Genomic DNA, 18,816 nt, shown 5'->3' with positions numbered 1-18,816 from the left:
ACCTAAAGAAAAAACCGCACGCCAGAGCGGCAGTGCGGTTTTTCCATGACAGCAAACAGCGATTACAAACTATTACGCCTGGTGGCTAGTAACGTAATCGATAGCTGCTTGTACAGTAGTGATCTTTTCAGCTTCTTCGTCAGGAATTTCAGTCTCGAATTCCTCTTCCAGAGCCATCACAAGCTCAACGGTGTCAAGGGAGTCGGCACCCAGGTCTTCAACGAAGGAAGCCGAGTTAACAACTTCTTCTTCTTTAACGCCCAGTTGCTCGGCTACGATTTTCTTGACGCGTTCTTCGATGGTGCTCATACCTTGTTTTCACTCCTAATGGACAAATTCAGGCAGCTGGCCAGTGGGCAAGTGTATCGAAAGGCTTTTCAGTTTTTCAACTGAAAGCTTTGCACTCACACCGCAATGACCCGCCGCCTATAAAAAGATTGCAGCTTTATAACGGATTTTGGACAGCACGTATGACATTTTTTTCAAACAGGCCGTCACATTTAACTCATGTACATCCCGCCGTTGACTGGAATTGTAGCTCCTGTCACGTACGCTGCACCGTCTGAAGCCAGGAAAGCGACCACACTGGCGATCTCTTGAGCCTGCCCCAAACGCCCCAGCGGAATCTGTGTTTGCAAGGCTTCACGCTGAGCTTCTGGCAGCTCACGGGTCATATCAGTGTCGATAAAACCGGGAGCAACCGAGTTGACAGTGATCGAGCGCGAGCCCACTTCACGTGCCAGCGCGCGGCTGAAACCTTCCAGACCTGCCTTGGCGGCGGCGTAGTTTACTTGGCCTGCGTTGCCCATGGCACCCACTACAGAGCCAATACTGATAATTCGTCCCCAACGGGCTTTGGTCATACCGCGCAAAACGCCCTTGGACAGGCGGAACAGACTGTTCAGGTTGGTATCGATAACGTCATGCCATTCGTCATCTTTCATGCGCATCATCAGGTTATCGCGGGTGATACCGGCATTATTGACCAGAATCGCCGGCGCACCGAACTGTGTTTGAATGCTCGCCAGCACCGCAGCCACGGATTCATCGCTGGTGACATTGAGTTCCATGCCGGTGCCTTCAACACCGTTTTCTTTCAGTGTGGCAGCGATACGCTCGGCACCCGAAGCCGAAGTCGCAGTGCCAATGACAATGGCGCCCTGACGACCCAACTCCAATGCGATTGCCTGGCCAATGCCACGGCTCGCGCCCGTTACCAGTGCAACTTTACCTTGCAAGCTCATGCAGGCTTCTCCTAATTCTTCAGACCAGCGCCGCACGCGCAGCGGCGAATGCATCGGGTGTATTCAAGTTGTGTGTCGTTACGCCTTCAGCGCAACGCTTGCTGATGCCCACCAGGACTTTGCCCGGGCCGCATTCAACCAAATCAACAGGGCCATTGGCTGCCAGCGCCTGAACCGATTCAACCCAGCGCACAGGCTTATACAGCTGCTCAAGCAAATCACGCTTGAGCGTTGGCAGATCAGCGGCAACGGCCGCACTGACATTCTGCACCAGCGCAATGCTCGGCATTTTCCAGTCGATCGCTTCGATGGACTCGGCAAAACGCTCGGCAGCAGGACGCATCAGCTCGCAGTGCGAAGGCACACTCACCGGCAGTGGCAAGGCACGCTTGGCACCCGCCTCCTTGCACAGCGCCATGGCGCGCTCAACAGCAGCCTTGACCCCGGCAATGACGACCTGGCCCGGGGAGTTGAAGTTAACCGCGCTCACCACTTCACCTTGAGCGGCATCCCCACAGGCTTGCAGAACAACCGCATCATCCAGCCCCAGAATGGCAGCCATGGCGCCTTGACCGGCCGGAACAGCTTCTTGCATCAACTGACCACGACGCTCGACCAGTTTGACGGCCTCAGCCAGGCTCAAGCAGTCGGCAGCCACTAACGCGCTATATTCGCCCAGGCTATGGCCCGCAACGAAATCAGGACGCTTGCCACCCTCTGCCAGCCACAGACGCCACAAGGCAATCGAGGCGGTCAGAATGGCAGGCTGGGTAATATCCGTTCGGTTCAGTTCTTCAGCTGGACCGTTTTGAGTCAACGCCCACAGGTCGTAACCCAGAGCATCAGACGCTTCTTTAAAGGTGTCCAGAACCAGCGGGTGCTCCGCGCCCAACTCGGCCAACATGCCGAGGGACTGCGAACCCTGCCCTGGAAAGACGAATGCGAGGGATGTAGACATGTAACAAGCCCCTAATGATCTTGTCGTCGGAGAATTGACGTCTCGCCTTGGCGGACGCAAGAAACTGACAGTTGGATGGCTGATTTGACCGGGCAGTCACATTTAAGCGCCCGGCAGGTAAAACGCCTACGGCAACAACCCTTCAAGGCGCCCATACAAACGCTTTGGCAGGTCTTCATGGATTTCAATCAGCGCGCGTTCTATCGCACTTTGAAAGCCCTGAGCACCTGCCGAACCGTGACTCTTGATCACAATGCCCTGCAAACCGAGCAAGCTTGCCCCATTGTGCCGCGAAGGCGCCAACTCAGCCTGCAAACGACGCATCAACGGCAACGCCAGCACACCTACAAACCGTCCGAACAGCGTGCGCTTGAACTCAGCCTCAATCCGGCTCGAAATCATCGTCGCCAGACCTTCGCTGGATTTGAGCAAAATATTGCCGACAAACCCATCGCACACCACCACGTCCGCTTCACCCCGGTACACCCCATCGCCTTCAACAAAGCCGATGTAATGCAGACCTGCCGCCGCCTGCAATAAAGCCGCCGCCTCTTTGACCTGCTGATTACCCTTGACGTCCTCTGTGCCAACATTAAGCAAAGCCACTCGCGGACGAAGAATACCCAGCGCCTGAGCCGCCACCGACCCCATCACCGCAAACTGAAACAACTGCTGCGCACTGCAATCAACATTGGCGCCCAAGTCCAGCAACTGACAGTAGCCGGTTTGCGTAGGGATCGCCGCGACCATGGCCGGACGATCAATGCCCGGCAAGGTTTTCAGCACATGGCGCGACAACGCCATCAACGCGCCGGTGTTGCCGGAACTGACACAGGCCTGAACTTGACCGTCACGCAACAATTGCAGGGCCACGCGCATGGAAGAATCCGGCTTGCTGCGCAATGCATGCGAAGGACGCTCATTCATGGCAATGATTTCTGTAGCAGGGACAATGGTCAGGCGCGAGCGATCAACAGCCGAATAGCTGGCAATCAAGGATTCAAGTTCGGTAGGTTGACCGACGAGGGTCAGGTGTAACGAGGGAGTAGCTGACAGGCAAGCAATACATGCCTGAACAATGCTGCGGGGACCGAAGTCCCCGCCCATTGCGTCGATCGCGATGACCTGGACAGACAAGTGATTACTCGTCAGCGCCCTTGTCGATCACTTTACGACCACGGTATACGCCTTCTGGCGATACGTGGTGACGCAGGTGAATTTCACCGGTGGTTTTTTCTACAGACAGAGTGCTAGCCGAAAGAGCATCGTGCGAACGACGCATGTCACGGGCAGAGCGGGATTTTTTGTTCTGCTGAACAGCCATAATTGATTAACTCCTAAACGTTTGGGTCACGCTTTAACTGCGCCAATACACTGAACGGGTTGGACCGCGTTACCTCGTCCTCGCCTGGCTCGGGCTCATCGAGACCCGCCGGCTGCTGGCATTCTTCCGGATGATGAGCAGGCACAATGGGCAAGGCGAGCAAAAGCTCCTCCTCGATCAGTGCATGCAGATCCAATGGATCTTCGCCCAGTTCCAGCACGTCATAACCTTTCGGTAACGACTGGGTATTCGCACCCTCTTTCACCACAGCATAACTGCACTCGCTGTGGATCGGCAGGGTGACCAGCTCAAGACAACGCTGGCAAACCATCTTGACCTCGACGTCGATGGAGCTGTGTATGACCACAGATCTTCGCTCGTCGCGCTCAAAAACAAATTTAGCCTGGACCGCACCGACATCGTCGGAAAGCGGATCGCAGAGTCTCTCCAAATCAGCCAGCAACACTTCACCTTGAAGGGTAGTGCCACGATCAGCCAATTTGCGCGGGTCAACGTGAGGTGGAATCGGGTCATTCAACATAGGCGCAGCATTCTAGGGAGGACCCCTTCACGTGTCAAAGGAAATTGTGCCTGTGCGACATCGCGTACGACCATTAGAATCGCCAGCAACCCACAGGAGTCGCGCATGCTACCTTTATTACTCGCTTCAAGCTCGGTTTATCGCCGCGATTTATTGTCTCGCCTGCGCTTACCCTTCACGTGCAGCTCACCGGACATCAATGAGAGCCATCAAATCGGCGAATCCGCCATTGATCTGGTCAAACGCCTGTCTTTGGAAAAGGCGCAAGCAATGACCAGCAGCCACCCCAAACACCTGATCATCGGTTCTGATCAGGTCGCTGTGCTGGACGGAAAGATCATCGGCAAGCCGCACACCTTCGACAAGGCACGCCAACAACTGCTGAATGCCAGCGGCGCCAGCGTCAGCTTCCTGACTGGCCTTACCTTGCTAAATAGTCAGACAGGCCATTATCAGACCGACTGCATCCCCTTTACCGTTCACATGCGCAACCTCACCCCAGAGCAGGTAGAACGCTACCTGCTCGCCGAGGAGCCGTATGACTGTGCCGGCAGCTTCAAGGCAGAAGGCCTGGGCGTCAGCCTGTTTCAGCGCACAGAAGGCGAGGACGCCACCAGCCTGGTCGGCCTGCCACTGATCCGCCTGGTCGACATGCTGATAGCAGAAGGGGTTGCTATCCCCTGAGTGAAAAAAGGGGACAACCAAATCGGGTAGCCGCTGACGAGAAACGAAGGCTGCGATCGAGCGCGAAGCGGTCGTAGAACCTGACGCACCCACACATCCCATTTTGCGACCGCTTCGCGGCCGATCGCAGCCTTCGTTCCTCGTCAGCGGCTACAGATCCCGCACAAAAAAACGGCCCGAAGGCCGTTTTTTTGTGCGCATCACTGCCAATCAGCGCAGCGTAGGCCCTTGAAAGCCCATCCACATCGCCAATTGCTCAGCCACACTGGCACCGAGTTTTTTAGAGAAGCGATCAAACGCAGACTCCTCCACGGTGAAGTCCACCAGCTCTTTTTCGCCGATCACATCGCGAGCGACCGAGCTGGCGTTGCCCAACCCATCGATCAAGCCCAACGGCAGCGCCTGCTGACCCGTCCAGACCAAACCGGAAAACAGCTCAGGATGGTCCTTATCCTTTAGACGATCGCCTCGACCCTGCTTCACGCTGGCAATGAACTGCTCGTGAGTGATATTCAGCACGCCCTGCCAGAACTTGGTCTCGTCCGGTTTTTCAGGCTCGAACGGATCAAGGAAGGCCTTATGGTCGCCCGAGGTATAAGCACGGCGCTGAATACCCAGCTTCTCCATGGCGCCCACGAAACCAAAGCCCGCCGCCGTCACACCAATCGAACCAACCAGACTGGCCTTGTCCGCATAAATCTCATCAGCCGCACTGGCAATGTAATAAGCGCCGGAAGCCCCCAAATCGGAAATGACCGCATACACCTTGATGTTCGGCTTCAAGCCACGCAGGCGACGAATCTCATCGTAGACATAACCCGACTGGACAGGGCTGCCGCCCGGACTGTTGATGCGCAGAATGACACCCTTGACCTTTGGATCATCGAACGCAGCCCGCAGACTGGTCACCAGATTGTCGGCACTGGCCAGCTCTTTATCAGCAATCACACCACGCACATCAATCAATGCGGTATAGCCCGAACCACTGGTTGCGCTGCGCTCCATATCCAGCAAAGGTGTAAATAAAAACAACATGGCAATCAGATAGAAAAAGGTTAGCAACTTGAAAAAAATACCCCAGCGACGCGAACGGCGCTGCTCCTGAATACCCGCCAACAAGGTTTTTTCCAGAAGCTTCCAGCTCTTGTCATCACCGACACTCGGCTCTGCCTCGGAAGGCGCTTTCCATTGATCAACCATGCTCTACCCCAGCAAAGACTTTAATTAACCCGGCGATCCAGCCAGGTACGCAACTCGGTAAAACGCTCAATGGCCAGTCGTGGCTCATAGGCCATCAGGCTTTGCATCGACTGAGCACCATAGCCCACCGCAACAGAATCAATGCCTGCATTACGCGCCATCAGCAAATCGAAGGAGGCATCCCCCACCATCAAGGCTTGCTCGGGCCGCACATCGCAATGGGCAAGAATCTGGTTCAGCATCAAAGGATCAGGCTTGCTGGCCGACTCATCGGCTGCACGAGTGATGTCAAAGAAATCTTCCCAGCCATTAGCCTTGAGCACCCGATCAAGACCACGCCGGGCCTTGCCCGTCGCGACAGCCAGACGATAGCCCTCAGCCCTGAAGGCCTCCAGCGATTCCTTAACACCTGCAAAAAGCGGCGAAGGCTGGGCATCCATAGCGATATAGACATCGGCGTAATGCTGGCGAAATGAACCCACCTGCTCAGGCGTCATGTCGGGATAAAGGGTCAAGATGGCCTCGGGCAACCCCAGGCCAATAATCCCCTTCACCGCCTCATCATTACGTTCCGGATGCCCCGCACGCTGCGCCGCCACCTGCATGGCAGAGACAATGCGCCCGATAGAGTCAGCCAGCGTCCCGTCCCAGTCAAAGATCAGCAGCGCGTAGTCATTCTGCACTCAGCAAACGCTCCACGGTTTTCGCCCACATTTCATCTACCGGCGCCTGCAATTTCAACTCCCCGCCCTCGGGCAGCGGCACAGTCAGCATATAGGCATGCAAAAACAGACGTTTGCCGCCCAGATCGCGAATTTCTTTGGAGAAATCTTCGTCGCCGTACTTGGTATCACCGGCGATGCAATGCCCAGCGTGCAAGGTGTGCACGCGAATTTGGTGAGTACGACCGGTAATCGGCTTGGCCTCAATCATGGTGGCGAAATCACCGAAGCGGCGCAGCACCTTGAAAACGGTGACCGACTCCTTACCCTCTTCATTGACTTCAACCATGCGCTCGCCGGAACGCAGATTGCTTTTCATCAAGGGTGCGCGCACCTGCTTGATGGACGTCGCCCAGTTACCACGCACCAAAGCCATGTAGCGCTTATCGACACCGTCACCCCGCAACGCAGCATGCAAGTGACGCAACATGCTGCGCTTTTTGGCAATCATCAGTAGGCCGGACGTGTCGCGATCCAGGCGATGCACCAGTTCAAGTTCTTTAGCGTCGGGACGCAACTGACGAAAGGCTTCAATGACACCAAACGTCAGGCCGCTACCGCCATGCACAGCAATGCCGGCGGGCTTGTTCAGCACGATCAGCGCCTTGTCTTCATAGACAATGGCGGCTTCGAGACGCTGCAACAAGCCTTGAGCGAGAGGCACCGGCTCATCGCGCTCAGGCACGCGAACCGGCGGCACTCGTATGATATCGCCCGCTTGTAGCTTGTACTCGGGCTTGATCCGCCCCTTGTTCACACGCACTTCGCCTTTACGCAAAATGCGGTAAATCAAGGTCTTGGGAACACCCTTGAGCCGTGCAAGTAAAAAGTTGTCGATGCGTTGGCCGGCATATTCCGGCGAGACCTCAAGCAGCTGAACGCTGGGGGTCGGGGGGGTCGTGGTCGTCATGCCGCGAATGATAACAATTTTTTATGGAATTGAAGCACTTAATCATTGCTGCTATAGTCGCGAACGCCGCCAAAAGCGGCCTGGACAGAGGATTAACGGTGATTCACCGACCCTGACCAACGCTCTTGATCAGGACGCGAGGCCGTCCTACGGGGCTTTTGCTGTATACGCACCACTTGGAGTTGTAACAAGCGCAGGTGACATGAGGCCTGAAGCGAGCCTGGAAAGCAGAGTGCAAACTCGCCTTTTACGCCGATATTCACGGCCAGTTCACAAAGTGCAGTCAGCTGCCGGTAATGCGAGCGAATGCTTCGGAAACTTCGCCTTTATTAGCCATGATGCGTGAACTCCCCTTTTGGAGAACACGGTAAATGCCAACCCGCTGCGGATTCTGCGCGCGGCAGCACCCGAATTATCAGGGATACGTGTAGGGTGGAGATGCACAACCGTCGGACTGTGTAGCACTAGGCTTTTTCAAGACGCTTCATCTCGTCCACAGCCGCTGGTTGATTCCTCCTCCTGACTGAGTGCTTAACTTAAGTCACCACAGCAAGCAGGAAGCGTAAGTCGCGACTTCGCCCCCATTGGTCGAACCTCGCTGGACACTGGAGTGGCCAACTACTCCTGACGCACCTGACACCGACCGTGAGAAGTCGTGTGTGCCGAACGCCGTTTCCGGTAGCCCGGAAACCGACGGTACAACATGAAAAGAATGCTGATTAACGCAACTCAACCTGAAGAGTTGCGCGTTGCACTGGTAGATGGCCAACGCCTCTACGACCTGGACATCGAGTCGGGTGCACGCGAGCAGAAGAAAGCCAATATTTACAAAGGCCGTATTACTCGCATCGAACCAAGCCTTGAGGCTGCCTTTGTCGATTTCGGCTCTGAGCGCCACGGCTTCCTGCCCCTCAAAGAAATCTCCCGCGAGTACTTCAAGAAAGCCCCTGAAGGTCGCGTCAACATCAAGGACGTCCTGAGCGAAGGCCAGGAAGTCATCGTGCAGGTCGAGAAAGAAGAGCGCGGCAACAAGGGCGCAGCCCTGACCACCTTCATCAGCCTCGCTGGCCGTTACCTGGTACTGATGCCAAACAACCCGCGTGCTGGCGGCATCTCCCGTCGCATTGAAGGCGAAGAGCGCAACGAACTGCGTGAAGCCCTCAACGGCCTGATCGCCCCTGCCGACATGGGCCTGATCGTGCGCACTGCCGGCCTTGGCCGCAGCAGCGAAGAAATGCAGTGGGACCTCGACTACCTCCTGCAACTGTGGACCGCCATTAAAGAAGCTTCGCTGGATCGCTCCGCGCCATTCCTGATCTATCAGGAAAGCAACGTGATCATCCGCGCCATTCGCGATTACCTGCGCCAGGACATCGGCGAAGTGCTGATCGACAGCGTTGAAGCTCAGGACGAAGCCCTGACCTTCATCCGCCAGGTGATGCCGCAGTACGCCAGCAAAATCAAACTCTACGAAGACAGCGTTCCGCTGTTCAATCGTTTCCAGATCGAAAGCCAGATCGAGACCGCCTTCCAGCGCGTCGTTGAACTGCCTTCCGGCGGCTCCATCGTTATCGACCCGACCGAGGCCCTGGTGTCCATCGACATCAACTCGGCGCGCGCCACTAAAGGCAGCGATATCGAAGAAACCGCACTGCAAACCAACCTTGAAGCCGCCGAAGAAATCGCCCGTCAGTTGCGCCTGCGCGACATTGGCGGCCTGATCGTCATCGACTTCATTGACATGACACCGGCTAAAAATCAGCGCGCAGTGGAAGAAAAAGTCCGCGAATGCCTGGAAGCAGACCGTGCCCGTGTTCAAGTGGGCCGTATCTCGCGCTTTGGCCTGCTGGAAATGTCCCGTCAGCGCCTGCGCCCATCGCTGGGCGAAAGCAGCGGCATCGTTTGCCCACGTTGCAACGGCACCGGCATCATCCGTGACGTTGAATCGCTGTCGCTGGCCATCCTGCGCCTGATCGAAGAAGAAGCCCTGAAAGACCGTACGGCTGAAGTACGCGCTCAGGTGCCAATCCCGGTGGCGGCTTTCCTGCTGAACGAAAAGCGCAACTCGATCACCAAGATCGAACTGCGCACTCGCGCCCGCATCATCATCCTGCCGAACGATCACCTCGAAACGCCGCACTTCGAAGTTCAGCGCCTGCGTGATGACAGCCCGGAAGCCAACACCAACCAGTCCAGCTACGAAATTGCTGCCGCTGCCGCCGAAGTTGAAGAAGTTCAACCGGCCGCTGCGACCCGCACCCTGGTTCGCCAGGAAGCAGCCGTCAAAACAGCTCCGCCGCGCGCTTCGGCTCCGGTACCGACTGAAGCCAGCACTGCAACTGCCGCTGCGGCACCTGCGCCGACTGCCAGCATCGCTGAACCAAGCCTGTTCAAAGGCCTTGTGAAGTCACTGGTCAGCCTGTTCGCCTCCAAAGAAGAGCCGGCCGCACCTGCTGTCGCTGAAAAACCAGCGGCACCTGAGCGCCCTGCACGCAACGAAGAGCGTCGCAATGGCCGCCAGCAAAGCCGTAATCGCAATGGCCGCCGCGACGAAGAGCGCAAGCCTCGTGAAGAACGCGCACCTCGCGAAGAACGTGCCCCACGCGAAGAACGCGCTCCACGTGAAGAACGCGCTCCACGCGAAGAAACGCCGGTTGTAACCGCTCCTCGCGAAGAACGTGCTCCGCGTGAAGAACGTGCACCACGGGCACCACGTGCTCCTCGTGAAGACCGTAAACCACGCGGCGAAGCCCGTGAAGAGCGTGTTCGCGAACTGCGTGAGCCTCTGGACGCTGTTCCTGTCGTGGCGCCTGCAGCCGTGGCTACCGAAGAAGAACGCCCAGCCCGTGCGCCGCGTGAAGAACGTCAACCACGCGCTCCGCGCGAAGAACGTGCACCACGCGAAGTTCAGCCGGTCGCCGCACCTGAAGACGAAGAAGTACTGTCCAGCGAAGCACAAACCCAGGACGAGTCGCAGGAGAACGCCGAAGGCGAACGCCCACGCCGCCGCTCACGGGGTCAGCGTCGCCGCAGCAACCGTCGCGAACGTCAACGCGATGCCAATGGCAACGTGATTGAAGGCTCTGAAGAGCAAAGCGAAGAATCCAACGGCGAAAACGCTCCAGCAACCACCGCTGAACTGGCTGCCGGTCTGGCTGTCACTGAAGCCGTTGCGAGCTCGGTCATCAGCGCACCCGCTGAAGCCGAGGCTCATCAGCAAGCTGAACGCGCTACCCAAGCCAACCACGACTCGGCCTTGGCCCAAACCGTTGTGGCTGCTGAAGCCCAAACGACTGCCGTTGCTATTGTTACAGCGCCAATCGTCGAGTCCCCTGCGGTAGAAGCACCCGTGGTTGAGACGCCTTCGGTTCAAGCGCCAGCCGCTGAAGCTCCGAATGTCGAAGCACCTGTGGTTGAAGCGGTAACAGCAATCGAAGCTGTCAAGGCACCTGAAGTTGAAGTGGCTGCACAGGTATCAGCAGAACCTGAAATCAAGGCTACTGCTGAGCCTGCACCTGCCATCGAAGCCCCGGTTGCTGCGCCAGAACCAGTGGCTGAAGCGGTCATTGAAGCGCCGGCAGTAGAAGCGCCACGTGCAGAAGCGCCGGCAGCCGATAAGCCAGTCTTCGAAAAAGCGCCTGAGCACGTCAAGGAAGCACGCGTTGTTCGCGAGCCCATTGCCGAGCCTGCCGCCGTAGAAACTGCTCCGGCTCCGACTCCAGTTGCACCCGTTGCTGCTGAAGTTGTTGTCACTGAAGCCACGGTGATCGAGACTGCTGTAACCGCTCCGGCTGAAACTGTAGTAACGACCGAAGTGATTGAAGTGGTAGTGGCCGCACCGGTTGTCAGCACTCAGCCAAGCAACGGTCGAGCGCCTAACGATCCACGCGAAGTGCGTCGCCGCAAGCGTGAAGCTGCAGCTGCTGCTGCTGCCGCTCAAGCAGCCAGCGAAACCGTAGCCCCCGAAGCAGAGCACGAGCCTAAACCCCTCGCCTGATTCTGAAGTCCACTAAAAAGCCCCGCCAGTTCTGAACTGGCGGGGCTTTTTTTATGCGCCGTGTTTCAGTTTCTAAAAGAACCAGAAAGAGCGACGTTCTCGCTCCAGTTCGCCCCGGCACTGATTGAGCTGCGCGCCGTAGGTTTTAGCCTGCTGATCGACTTTGCGCGCCACTTGCCTCAACCAGGGTTTTGCCCGATAGGTGTTACGGCTGAAACCACCCCGGCCTTCGTGGTACGCCAGATACTGGTTATAGGCATCCCACTTGGAAATGCCCAATTGTTGCTGGGTGCCCGCCACGTACCACCCGATAAACATGATGGCGTCACCAAAGTCATCGCGCGAACCGCCACTGCCCATACTTCGTTCAAAATCGCTCCAGGCGGGCGGCTGAGCCTGCGCGTACCCGTAGGAAGGGCTGACCCTGCCCCACGGAATAACCCACAAAAGGTAGGCACGGGGCGGAAGTGCATCGGCCACAAAGCTGCTTTCCTGCTTCATGATTGCCATCGCGATATGGGGAGGGGTGCCCCACTTACTCTCCATCGCTACCGAGTCCTTGTACCAGGCCGGATATTGACGATAGATCGAACAGAGATTGCCCTGGTCTTTGGGCGGGGCGGTCGTGCACCCGGTTAACGTCGCCAGACAGAGCGCTAGCGACACAGCAGGAAGAGACTTCATTGATGATCCAGACCGAAAAGCCTGCGCATGCATACATACGTCAGGCTGGCTCCATTAATACAGGTTAGGTTCCATCTCGAGCTGCACCGCGAACCGCTGTTCGATGTCTGCCTGAATACGCTGCGCCAGCGCCAGCAACTGCAAGCCGGTGGCCGAGCCATAGTTGACCAGCACCAGAGATTGCAAGCGGTGCACCCCGGCATCGTTCTCTCGGAAGCCCTTCCAGCCTGCTGCTTCGATCAACCAACCTGCCGCCAGCTTCACTCGGCCATCGGCTTGCGGGTAGCCGATCAAATCGGGGTGCGCCAGCCTCAATTCAGCAGCCAAGGCAGCAGACACCACCGGATTCTTGAAGAAACTACCGGCATTGCCCAGTACCGCAGGGTCAGGCAGTTTTTCGCTGCGAATGCTCGTGATGGCACGGCTCACATCGGTCGCCGTCGGCTGCTCGATGCCTTGCTCGCTCAGACGCTGGCGAACTGGGCCGTATTCCAGACGCAAGCGTGGGGCGCGGCTCAAGGCAAACCTCACCCGCAGAATCAGCCAGCGCCCTGCCTGCTGTTTAAACACGCTGTCACGGTAGCCAAAGTTGCATTCGTCCAAGGTGAAATCACGCAACTCGCCCGTTTGACGATCAAGCGCGGTCAGCCCCGCAAAGACGTCTTTGATCTCAACGCCATAAGCACCAATATTCTGCATGGGTGCAGCGCCAACGGTGCCGGGAATCAAACTAAGGTTTTCCAGCCCGCACAGGCCCTGTTCAAGCGTCCACAGCACAAAGGCGTGCCACACTTCGCCCGCTTCGGCCTCAATCACCACACGTTCACCGTCGCATTCGACCTGACGAATCCCACGGGTCGCCATGCGCACCACCAAAGCAGGTACGTCGGCCGTCAACAGCAAATTGCTGCCGCCGCCGATAACCAACAGGGGCAGATTGCGCTGCACCGAGCACTGCAAGGCCTCGCGCACATCGTCATCGCTGTGAGCCTCGGCAAACAGGGTGGCGCGCACGTCCACACCGAAACTGTTAAACGGTTTGAGCGAGGCATTGACCTGCAACTGCAAACTCATAAGCGCCCCTTCAGCTCAATCATCGAACCTCCAGCAAACGCCGAACGCGCTCAAGGTCTTCTGGGGTATCGACACCGGCAGGCGGGGCTTCAAGCACATCAGCCACATGAATGCGCACGCCATGCCACAGTGCCCGCAATTGCTCCAGACGCTCGGTGTTTTCGAGCCAGCAAGGGCCCCAGCTTACGAAGTCATGCAGGAATCCGGCGCGATAGGCATAAATGCCGATATGACGACGATAAGGCACACCCTGCGGCAGTGTGTCGGGGTGCAGTGCAAAATCATCACGCGCCCATGGCAGGGTTGAGCGACTGAACGTCAGTGCCAACCCATTAATATCACTGACCACCTTGACCACATTCGGATTGAACAGGGTCTGGGCGTCTTCAATCGGTTCAGCCAGTGTTGCCATGCGGGCTTCAGGATGAGCGGCAAGGTTGGCCGCGACTTGATCAATCACCTGCGGCGGGATCATCGGCTCGTCGCCCTGAACATTGACCACGATAGCGTCGCTGGCCAATCCCAATTGGGTCGCGACCTCTGCCAGACGGTCAGTACCGGACTCATGGTCTGCACGGGTCAGAACCACGTGCGCACCGAACGCATGACAGGCGTCGACAATGCGCTGATCGTCAGTGGCAACCACCACCTGTTGCGCACTGCTTTTACAGGCCTGTTCCCAAACATGTTGAACCATCGGTTTGCCCGCAATCATCTGCAGCGGCTTGCCGGGCAAACGGGTCGACGCAAAGCGCGACGGAATAACGACGGTAAAAACCGGGATCATTTATCCAGACGCTCATCGGTGTCGAGGGTACGGGCTTCGCTTTCCAGCATCACCGGAATGCCATCGCGAATCGGGTAAGCCAAGCCAGCCCCTTTACTGATCAGCTCAGTTTTATCGGCGCTGAGCTTGAGCGGGCCTTTGCAAACCGGGCAAGCGAGAATATCGAGCAGTTTGGTGTCCATAGGGTTCCCCTGAAAAGAATGAGTTAGGGTTAAAGATGATTCGGTAAAAGCCGCGACAACTGTTGGTCAAACCACCGTACAAAAGCCTGCGACGGCACAGCGTCCACCGCGAGGTACCACCAGTCGGGGGACGCAAAATCGCGGCACTTCACCGCATCCTTTTCCGTCATCACCAAGGGTAATGACGGCTTGAAATTCAAGACCTCGGCGCTGTAAGGCGCATGGTCTGCGAAAGCATGGGCAATTGGCCGCCAGTGTAGCGCTTCAAGGGTAGTGAAGAAACGCTGCGGATTACCGATCCCGGCCACGGCGTGCAAGGCCTGTTGCGGCGCAAAATAATCCAACGCCTGACGCTCGCCACTGACCAGATTAATCAGTGCCGTGGGCTTCAACTGGAAGGAAAACCCGCCCGGCGGATCGTTGGCTGCGCCGTTGTATAACACCGCATCAACACTGTTCAAGCGTTCAGCTGGCTCGCGTAATGGGCCCGCTGGCAGGCAATGGCCATTGCCCAGGCCTCTGGCGTTATCGATCAATACCAGTTCAAGATCCCGGGCCAGCCGATAATGCTGCAAACCATCGTCAGACAGAATCAAGTCCAGCGGCTCGCTGTCCAGCAAGGCTTTGACGGCGCGGCTGCGATCCGGGTCGATCATCAACGGCACGCCAGTACGCTGCACAATCAACAAGGGTTCATCGCCTGCCACGGCGGCGCTGTGTTCAGCCTGCACACGCCACGGCAGGTGCGGCGGTTTGGCACCATAGCCGCGGCTCACCACACCTACCTTCAAACCTTGACCTTGGCAATGTTCGATCAACCAGAGGATCAGGGGTGTTTTGCCCGTACCGCCCACAGTGATATTGCCGACTACGACCAACGGCACCGGCGCACGATAGATCTCGCCCTCGCCCGCCAAGAAACGTGCACGTTTACGCTCGACCACACGGCGATACAAGCATTCAAGAGGGCTCAACAACTTGAGCAAAGGGTGCCCGGCATACCAGGCACGCAGCAAACGATCGGACATGGCCATCAGGGAGTCGTCTGCGCCTCGACAGTGGTCATGCGCAGATGGCTGAAGCCCAATTTGCCTGCGGCATCCATGGCCGTTATGACCGCCTGATGCTGGGTTTTACCATCGGCACTGATTGACAGAGGCAGACTGGTATCCCCCCCGGACTCTTTTTGCAGGGCTTCGATCAGGCTAGCCAGATCATTTTTTGGCAATAACTGGTTGTTCACCGAAAACACACCGTCCGCGCTGATGGCGACATCCAGTTGCTTGCTGTTGGGCTCCTGCTCGGGAGAACCGCTGACAGCCTCCGGCAAATCCACGCGCAATTGGGTTTCACGTGTGAAGGTGGTGGTCACAACAAAGAACAGCAGCAAGATAAACACCACGTCGATCAACGACGCGAGGTTGATATCCACTGTTTCTCGTGGTTTGCGGCGAAACTTCACGCGTTGCTCCCGGCCATGTCGACTTCACGGTCGCCCTGCACCACTTCGACCAGTTTGATCGCTTCCTGCTCCATGCCCACCACCAGTTCATCAACCCGGCGTTGCAGGAAACGGTGGAAGAACACCGCAGGAATACCCACCATCAAACCGGCGGCGGTCGTAATCAGCGCTTTGGAAATGCCTCCTGCGAGCACAGCCGCGTTAGCGGTCATGCCCGAGCCCATAAACGAGCTGAAAATATCGATCATGCCCAGTACGGTGCCCAACAGCCCTAAAAGAGGGGCCATCGCAGCAATGGTGCCCAGCGCGTTGAGGTAGCGTTCCAGCTCATGAATGACCCTGGCGGCGGCCTCTTCAATGCACTCTTTCATGATCTCGCGGCCATGCCGAGAGTTGGCCAGACCGGCGGCCAGGATCTCACCCAGCGGAGAGTCGGCACGTAATTGTTTGAGTTTTTCCTTGTCCAGCTGCTTGTCTTTGATCCAGACCCACACCTGACCCAGCAGATGAGGCGGCGTGACACGGCTGGCACGCAGGGTCCACAGGCGCTCGACAATAATGCCCAGCGCGGCAACAGAGCTCAGAATGATCGGCAGCATCATCCAGCCGCCGGATTTGACCAGTTCCCACACAGTGACAATCCCCTCGAAAAAGTGCGCCACTCTACCATAGCGTTCAGTGCTCGCTTAACAAGTGCTGCGCAACGACACCCGCTTTTTGAAGGCCTTTCGAGTCTTATCGCAGCCCCGTATCTCGTCTGCGACGACAAGACTGGCGCTCTCGCGCACTGGCTGCATCACGGTTTGGCAGATTTAATCACGCCAAAACCGGCGCTGCTCTTTAAAACCCACCGCAGAACCAAAGGCTCCCAACCTGAACGCGATGGCTCCTTGCTCGGCACTGTCGAGAACCTGCATCCCCAACGCCTGATATCGCGCCGACACGAGAGGATGCGGATGGCCAAACGTATTGCCGTGACCCCGAGAAATAAGCACCGTACTGGACGCCAGTGTTTTGAGAAACACCATCGAAGATGAAGTTCGGCTACCGTGGTGCGGGGCTTGTAGCCATTGCGTGGGCACCGCCAGCGAGGACTTCAGCAAGGCTCGTTCTGCATTAACGTCAATATCACCCGTCAGCAACAACCGTTCACCGCCGGCGTCTACCTGTAGTACGCAAGACTTCTGATTGCTGTCCTTTGCCTCTTGCCACTGCCACAGCGAAAACCGAACACCATCCCACTCCCAGCGCTCATCGGTGCGACAAGGTTGCGCCTGTAATTGCGCAGGCAACCCCGGCACATCACCGCTGATGACTCGCAACACCTTGATGCCGCGCTGCACCGCCAGTGCGCCTCCTGCGTGATCCGAGTCGGCGTGACTGATCAACATCAGATCCAGCGCCTTAACCCCCAATGAACGCAACACGGGCACCACCACCCGCTCACCTTGATCCAAATTCCTGACTTTGGGCCCCGCATCGTACAAAAGCGTGTGGTTGCGGGTGCGCAAAACGATCGCCAAGCCCTGCCCGACATCCAGTTGCAGCACCTCGGCTTGACCGTGGGGTATCTGCTCGCGCGGCGCAAAAACGGCCAGCAGTACCAGCGGCCAACCCAGCGGCCTGAGTACCACACCCGCGGGCAAGAGCAGAATCAAGACGCCCATGGCGGTCAATAACCAGACGTAGACAGGCACTTCTACGGGCAACCAGGGCGTGAACACACCGGATAACAGGTTAAGCCCGCGAATCAGCACATCCAGCAGTCCGCCCGACAGCCAGAGCAGGCTCTCACCCAGCCAGGGCACTGGCAGCATGAACGTGCCTAATAACGCCGTGGGCAGCACCAGCAGACTGATCCAGGGCACTGCCACCAGATTGGCCAGCGGCCCACTCAAACTGATGGGCAAGCCCAGTGCCCATAACAGCGGGAATAACCCCAGAGCGATCAAACCTTGCGGCCGAAGCCATGCGGCCCGCCAGCTCCACGGCCCCAAGCGTGAGCTGAAGGTTAAAATCAATACGGCCACCGCGCCAAAGGACAACCACAACCCAGGCCTCAGGCTCGCCAGCGGATCGACCATCAACACTGCATTGAGCGCCAGTAAATACGGCATCCACACGCCCAAATGACGAAAGCGCAACCGCCACAGCAACACCAGCCCGAGCATCACGCAGGCACGCTGCACCGGCACCTCAAACCCCGCTAACAGGCCGTAGCCCGTCGCCCCGACAAACGCCAGCCCGCACGCCCAAGGCAACCACGGCAGCCGACGGGGCCATAACCCGTAGCGTGCCAGCAGGGCGACAAGGCCATAGAGCAAACCGGCAAACAGACCGATGTGTTGCCCGGAAATCACCAACAAATGGACGGTACCGGTGGCTTGCAACAGTTGCCAATCATCGCGACTCAGCCCCGAACCATCGCCCATGACCAGCGCAGCCAGCCACGGCGCACGACCGTTGGCATCCGTGCCGAGCAGGCGCTGGCGCAACCCATCACGCCAGGCATGGGTGGCTGACGTGATGAGCTGACCATCTTTGACAGACCCTGTTGCGCCGACTCGCTGCGCCAGCAACCACGCCTGATAGTCGAACCCTTGCGGATTGAGTAAACCTTTAGGACGCTTGAGGGTGACCGCCAATCGCCAGCGCTCGCCACTGTTGACCGACGGTCCGCCCCACCAGCTCAATAGCAAGCTCGCCGGTAATTCGACGTGCCGCGAACGGGCGCCTTGCAGTTCGAAACGCACGCCGCTGTCCGTTGGCTGTGGCAGTCCGACGACACGCCCCTCGACCCAAAGCGTTCGCCCGTCGAGTGCAGAGGGCAATCGATCTTCAAGGGCCGATTGCCCTTGCAGGCAGGCCCAACTGATGCCTAGCAAAAACAAACCGGCCGGATACCTGCGCCAAATCAGCAATCCCAGCCCCGCGACCAGCAACAGATAAACACTCCACACCGGCGGCAGTTCCGGTAAAAAGCGCAAGGCAATCAAGCCCGACGCCAGCGCCAACATCCCTGTATGCATCGCCCGTCCAAAAGTTTC

19 protein-coding genes are annotated in these 18,816 nt (G+C 57.7%); 2 read left to right on the top strand and 17 right to left on the bottom strand.

Translation table 11 applies throughout. The features are described 5' to 3' along the window. Positions 1-72 precede the first annotated feature (72 nt). The 6 genes from acpP to ACI7MX_RS17090 all read right to left on the bottom strand — a co-directional run bounded on the left by acpP (position 73) and on the right by ACI7MX_RS17090 (position 4,067). A complete protein-coding gene (gene acpP / locus ACI7MX_RS17115) occupies positions 73-309 on the bottom strand; it encodes an acyl carrier protein (RefSeq protein WP_122783953.1) in 237 nt (78 codons plus the stop codon). A gap of 191 nt (positions 310-500) precedes the next feature. Continuing rightward, positions 501-1,244 carry a 3-oxoacyl-ACP reductase FabG gene (gene fabG, locus ACI7MX_RS17110; protein WP_405591375.1) on the bottom strand — a complete coding sequence of 248 codons (744 nt, stop codon included), beginning with the start codon at positions 1,242-1,244 and terminating at the stop codon, positions 501-503. A gap of 19 nt (positions 1,245-1,263) precedes the next feature. After that, on the bottom strand, positions 1,264-2,202 hold the full coding sequence (gene fabD, locus ACI7MX_RS17105) for an ACP S-malonyltransferase (RefSeq protein WP_405591378.1): 939 nt from the start codon (positions 2,200-2,202) through the stop codon (positions 1,264-1,266). A 126-nt stretch (positions 2,203-2,328) separates the two neighbouring features. Then, the gene (plsX, locus tag ACI7MX_RS17100) at positions 2,329-3,339 is read right to left on the bottom strand and encodes a phosphate acyltransferase PlsX (RefSeq protein WP_405591381.1); all 1,011 of its coding nucleotides are present in this window, start codon (positions 3,337-3,339) and stop codon (positions 2,329-2,331) included. A gap of 4 nt (positions 3,340-3,343) precedes the next feature. Continuing rightward, positions 3,344-3,526, bottom strand: a complete 183-nt coding sequence (gene rpmF, locus ACI7MX_RS17095) for a 50S ribosomal protein L32 (RefSeq protein WP_003442519.1) — start codon at positions 3,524-3,526, stop codon at positions 3,344-3,346. A 13-nt stretch (positions 3,527-3,539) separates the two neighbouring features. After that, positions 3,540-4,067, bottom strand: a complete 528-nt coding sequence (locus ACI7MX_RS17090; RefSeq protein WP_122783949.1) for a YceD family protein — start codon at positions 4,065-4,067, stop codon at positions 3,540-3,542. Positions 4,068-4,172: 105 nt separating this feature from the next. Here ACI7MX_RS17090 and ACI7MX_RS17085 point away from each other — a divergent pair, with 105 nt between their 5' ends. Next, complete coding sequence (locus tag ACI7MX_RS17085; protein ID WP_405591386.1) at positions 4,173-4,751, top strand: Maf family protein; 579 nt, start codon at positions 4,173-4,175, stop codon at positions 4,749-4,751. 210 nt (positions 4,752-4,961) lie between these two features. On the opposite strand, the gene sppA is transcribed toward ACI7MX_RS17085, so the two are convergent. The 3 genes from sppA to rluC are packed head-to-tail and all read right to left on the bottom strand — an operon-like array spanning position 4,962 to position 7,583. Beyond that, positions 4,962-5,951 carry a signal peptide peptidase SppA gene (gene sppA, locus ACI7MX_RS17080; RefSeq protein ID WP_314493031.1) on the bottom strand — a complete coding sequence of 330 codons (990 nt, stop codon included), beginning with the start codon at positions 5,949-5,951 and terminating at the stop codon, positions 4,962-4,964. Positions 5,952-5,971: 20 nt separating this feature from the next. Continuing rightward, a complete protein-coding gene (locus tag ACI7MX_RS17075) occupies positions 5,972-6,634 on the bottom strand; it encodes an HAD-IA family hydrolase (RefSeq protein WP_314493028.1) in 663 nt (220 codons plus the stop codon). Further along, a complete protein-coding gene (rluC, locus tag ACI7MX_RS17070) occupies positions 6,624-7,583 on the bottom strand; it encodes a 23S rRNA pseudouridine(955/2504/2580) synthase RluC (protein WP_314493025.1) in 960 nt (319 codons plus the stop codon). The genes ACI7MX_RS17075 and rluC overlap by 11 nt, the downstream gene beginning before the upstream one ends. Before the next feature lie 712 nt (positions 7,584-8,295). Here rluC and rne point away from each other — a divergent pair. Continuing rightward, the gene (rne, locus tag ACI7MX_RS17065; RefSeq protein ID WP_405591391.1) at positions 8,296-11,580 is read left to right on the top strand and encodes a ribonuclease E; all 3,285 of its coding nucleotides are present in this window, start codon (positions 8,296-8,298) and stop codon (positions 11,578-11,580) included. 72 nt (positions 11,581-11,652) lie between these two features. Here the strand turns inward: rne and ACI7MX_RS17060 are convergent, their stop codons facing one another. The 8 genes from ACI7MX_RS17060 to ACI7MX_RS17025 form a co-directional block, all read right to left on the bottom strand. Continuing rightward, positions 11,653-12,264: a hypothetical protein gene (locus tag ACI7MX_RS17060; RefSeq protein WP_405591394.1), complete on the bottom strand. Its 612-nt coding sequence runs from the start codon at positions 12,262-12,264 to the stop codon at positions 11,653-11,655. A 54-nt stretch (positions 12,265-12,318) separates the two neighbouring features. Continuing rightward, positions 12,319-13,338: a UDP-N-acetylmuramate dehydrogenase gene (gene murB / locus ACI7MX_RS17055; RefSeq protein ID WP_314490290.1), complete on the bottom strand. Its 1,020-nt coding sequence runs from the start codon at positions 13,336-13,338 to the stop codon at positions 12,319-12,321. 19 nt (positions 13,339-13,357) lie between these two features. Continuing rightward, a complete protein-coding gene (gene kdsB, locus ACI7MX_RS17050) occupies positions 13,358-14,125 on the bottom strand; it encodes a 3-deoxy-manno-octulosonate cytidylyltransferase (RefSeq protein ID WP_314490287.1) in 768 nt (255 codons plus the stop codon). Next, the gene (locus tag ACI7MX_RS17045) at positions 14,122-14,307 is read right to left on the bottom strand and encodes a Trm112 family protein (protein WP_153376982.1); all 186 of its coding nucleotides are present in this window, start codon (positions 14,305-14,307) and stop codon (positions 14,122-14,124) included. The genes kdsB and ACI7MX_RS17045 overlap by 4 nt, the downstream gene beginning before the upstream one ends. A gap of 29 nt (positions 14,308-14,336) precedes the next feature. After that, positions 14,337-15,341 carry a tetraacyldisaccharide 4'-kinase gene (gene lpxK, locus ACI7MX_RS17040; RefSeq protein WP_314490283.1) on the bottom strand — a complete coding sequence of 335 codons (1,005 nt, stop codon included), beginning with the start codon at positions 15,339-15,341 and terminating at the stop codon, positions 14,337-14,339. Continuing rightward, positions 15,341-15,769 carry a biopolymer transporter ExbD gene (locus ACI7MX_RS17035; RefSeq protein ID WP_314490280.1) on the bottom strand — a complete coding sequence of 143 codons (429 nt, stop codon included), beginning with the start codon at positions 15,767-15,769 and terminating at the stop codon, positions 15,341-15,343. The genes lpxK and ACI7MX_RS17035 overlap by 1 nt, the downstream gene beginning before the upstream one ends. Further along, a complete protein-coding gene (locus ACI7MX_RS17030; RefSeq protein ID WP_146426791.1) occupies positions 15,766-16,401 on the bottom strand; it encodes a MotA/TolQ/ExbB proton channel family protein in 636 nt (211 codons plus the stop codon). Before ACI7MX_RS17030 ends, ACI7MX_RS17035 begins: the two co-directional genes overlap by 4 nt. A 180-nt stretch (positions 16,402-16,581) precedes the next feature. Then, complete coding sequence (locus ACI7MX_RS17025; RefSeq protein ID WP_405591401.1) at positions 16,582-18,798, bottom strand: DNA internalization-related competence protein ComEC/Rec2; 2,217 nt, start codon at positions 18,796-18,798, stop codon at positions 16,582-16,584. Between the last annotated feature and the right edge of the window lie 18 nt (positions 18,799-18,816).

Source organism: Pseudomonas sp. 2024-210 (assembly GCF_045062345.1).
Lineage (GTDB): Bacteria > Pseudomonadota > Gammaproteobacteria > Pseudomonadales > Pseudomonadaceae > Aquipseudomonas.
Note: the sequence above shows the minus strand (reverse complement) of the source record. Positions and strands in the feature narration are given on the sequence as shown.

Bases quoted from the DNA above. Each gene is read 5' to 3' on its own strand.
- ACI7MX_RS17090 (WP_122783949.1), bottom strand. From the start codon at position 4,067: ATGTTGAATGACCCGATTCCACCTCACGTTGACCCGCGCAAATTGGCT.
- fabD (WP_405591378.1), bottom strand. From the start codon at position 2,202: ATGTCTACATCCCTCGCATTCGTCTTTCCAGGGCAGGGTTCGCAGTCC.
- fabG (WP_405591375.1), bottom strand. From the start codon at position 1,244: ATGAGCTTGCAAGGTAAAGTTGCACTGGTAACGGGCGCGAGCCGTGGC.
- rpmF (WP_003442519.1), bottom strand. From the start codon at position 3,526: ATGGCTGTTCAGCAGAACAAAAAATCCCGCTCTGCCCGTGACATGCGT.
- ACI7MX_RS17045 (WP_153376982.1), bottom strand. From the start codon at position 14,307: ATGGACACCAAACTGCTCGATATTCTCGCTTGCCCGGTTTGCAAAGGC.
- rluC (WP_314493025.1), bottom strand. From the start codon at position 7,583: ATGACGACCACGACCCCCCCGACCCCCAGCGTTCAGCTGCTTGAGGTC.
- lpxK (WP_314490283.1), bottom strand. From the start codon at position 15,341: ATGGCCATGTCCGATCGTTTGCTGCGTGCCTGGTATGCCGGGCACCCT.
- kdsB (WP_314490287.1), bottom strand. From the start codon at position 14,125: ATGATCCCGGTTTTTACCGTCGTTATTCCGTCGCGCTTTGCGTCGACC.
- ACI7MX_RS17085 (WP_405591386.1), top strand. From the start codon at position 4,173: ATGCTACCTTTATTACTCGCTTCAAGCTCGGTTTATCGCCGCGATTTA.
- acpP (WP_122783953.1), bottom strand. From the start codon at position 309: ATGAGCACCATCGAAGAACGCGTCAAGAAAATCGTAGCCGAGCAACTG.
- ACI7MX_RS17025 (WP_405591401.1), bottom strand. From the start codon at position 18,798: ATGCATACAGGGATGTTGGCGCTGGCGTCGGGCTTGATTGCCTTGCGC.
- rne (WP_405591391.1), top strand. From the start codon at position 8,296: ATGCTGATTAACGCAACTCAACCTGAAGAGTTGCGCGTTGCACTGGTA.
- ACI7MX_RS17060 (WP_405591394.1), bottom strand. From the start codon at position 12,264: ATGAAGTCTCTTCCTGCTGTGTCGCTAGCGCTCTGTCTGGCGACGTTA.
- sppA (WP_314493031.1), bottom strand. From the start codon at position 5,951: ATGGTTGATCAATGGAAAGCGCCTTCCGAGGCAGAGCCGAGTGTCGGT.
- murB (WP_314490290.1), bottom strand. From the start codon at position 13,338: ATGAGTTTGCAGTTGCAGGTCAATGCCTCGCTCAAACCGTTTAACAGT.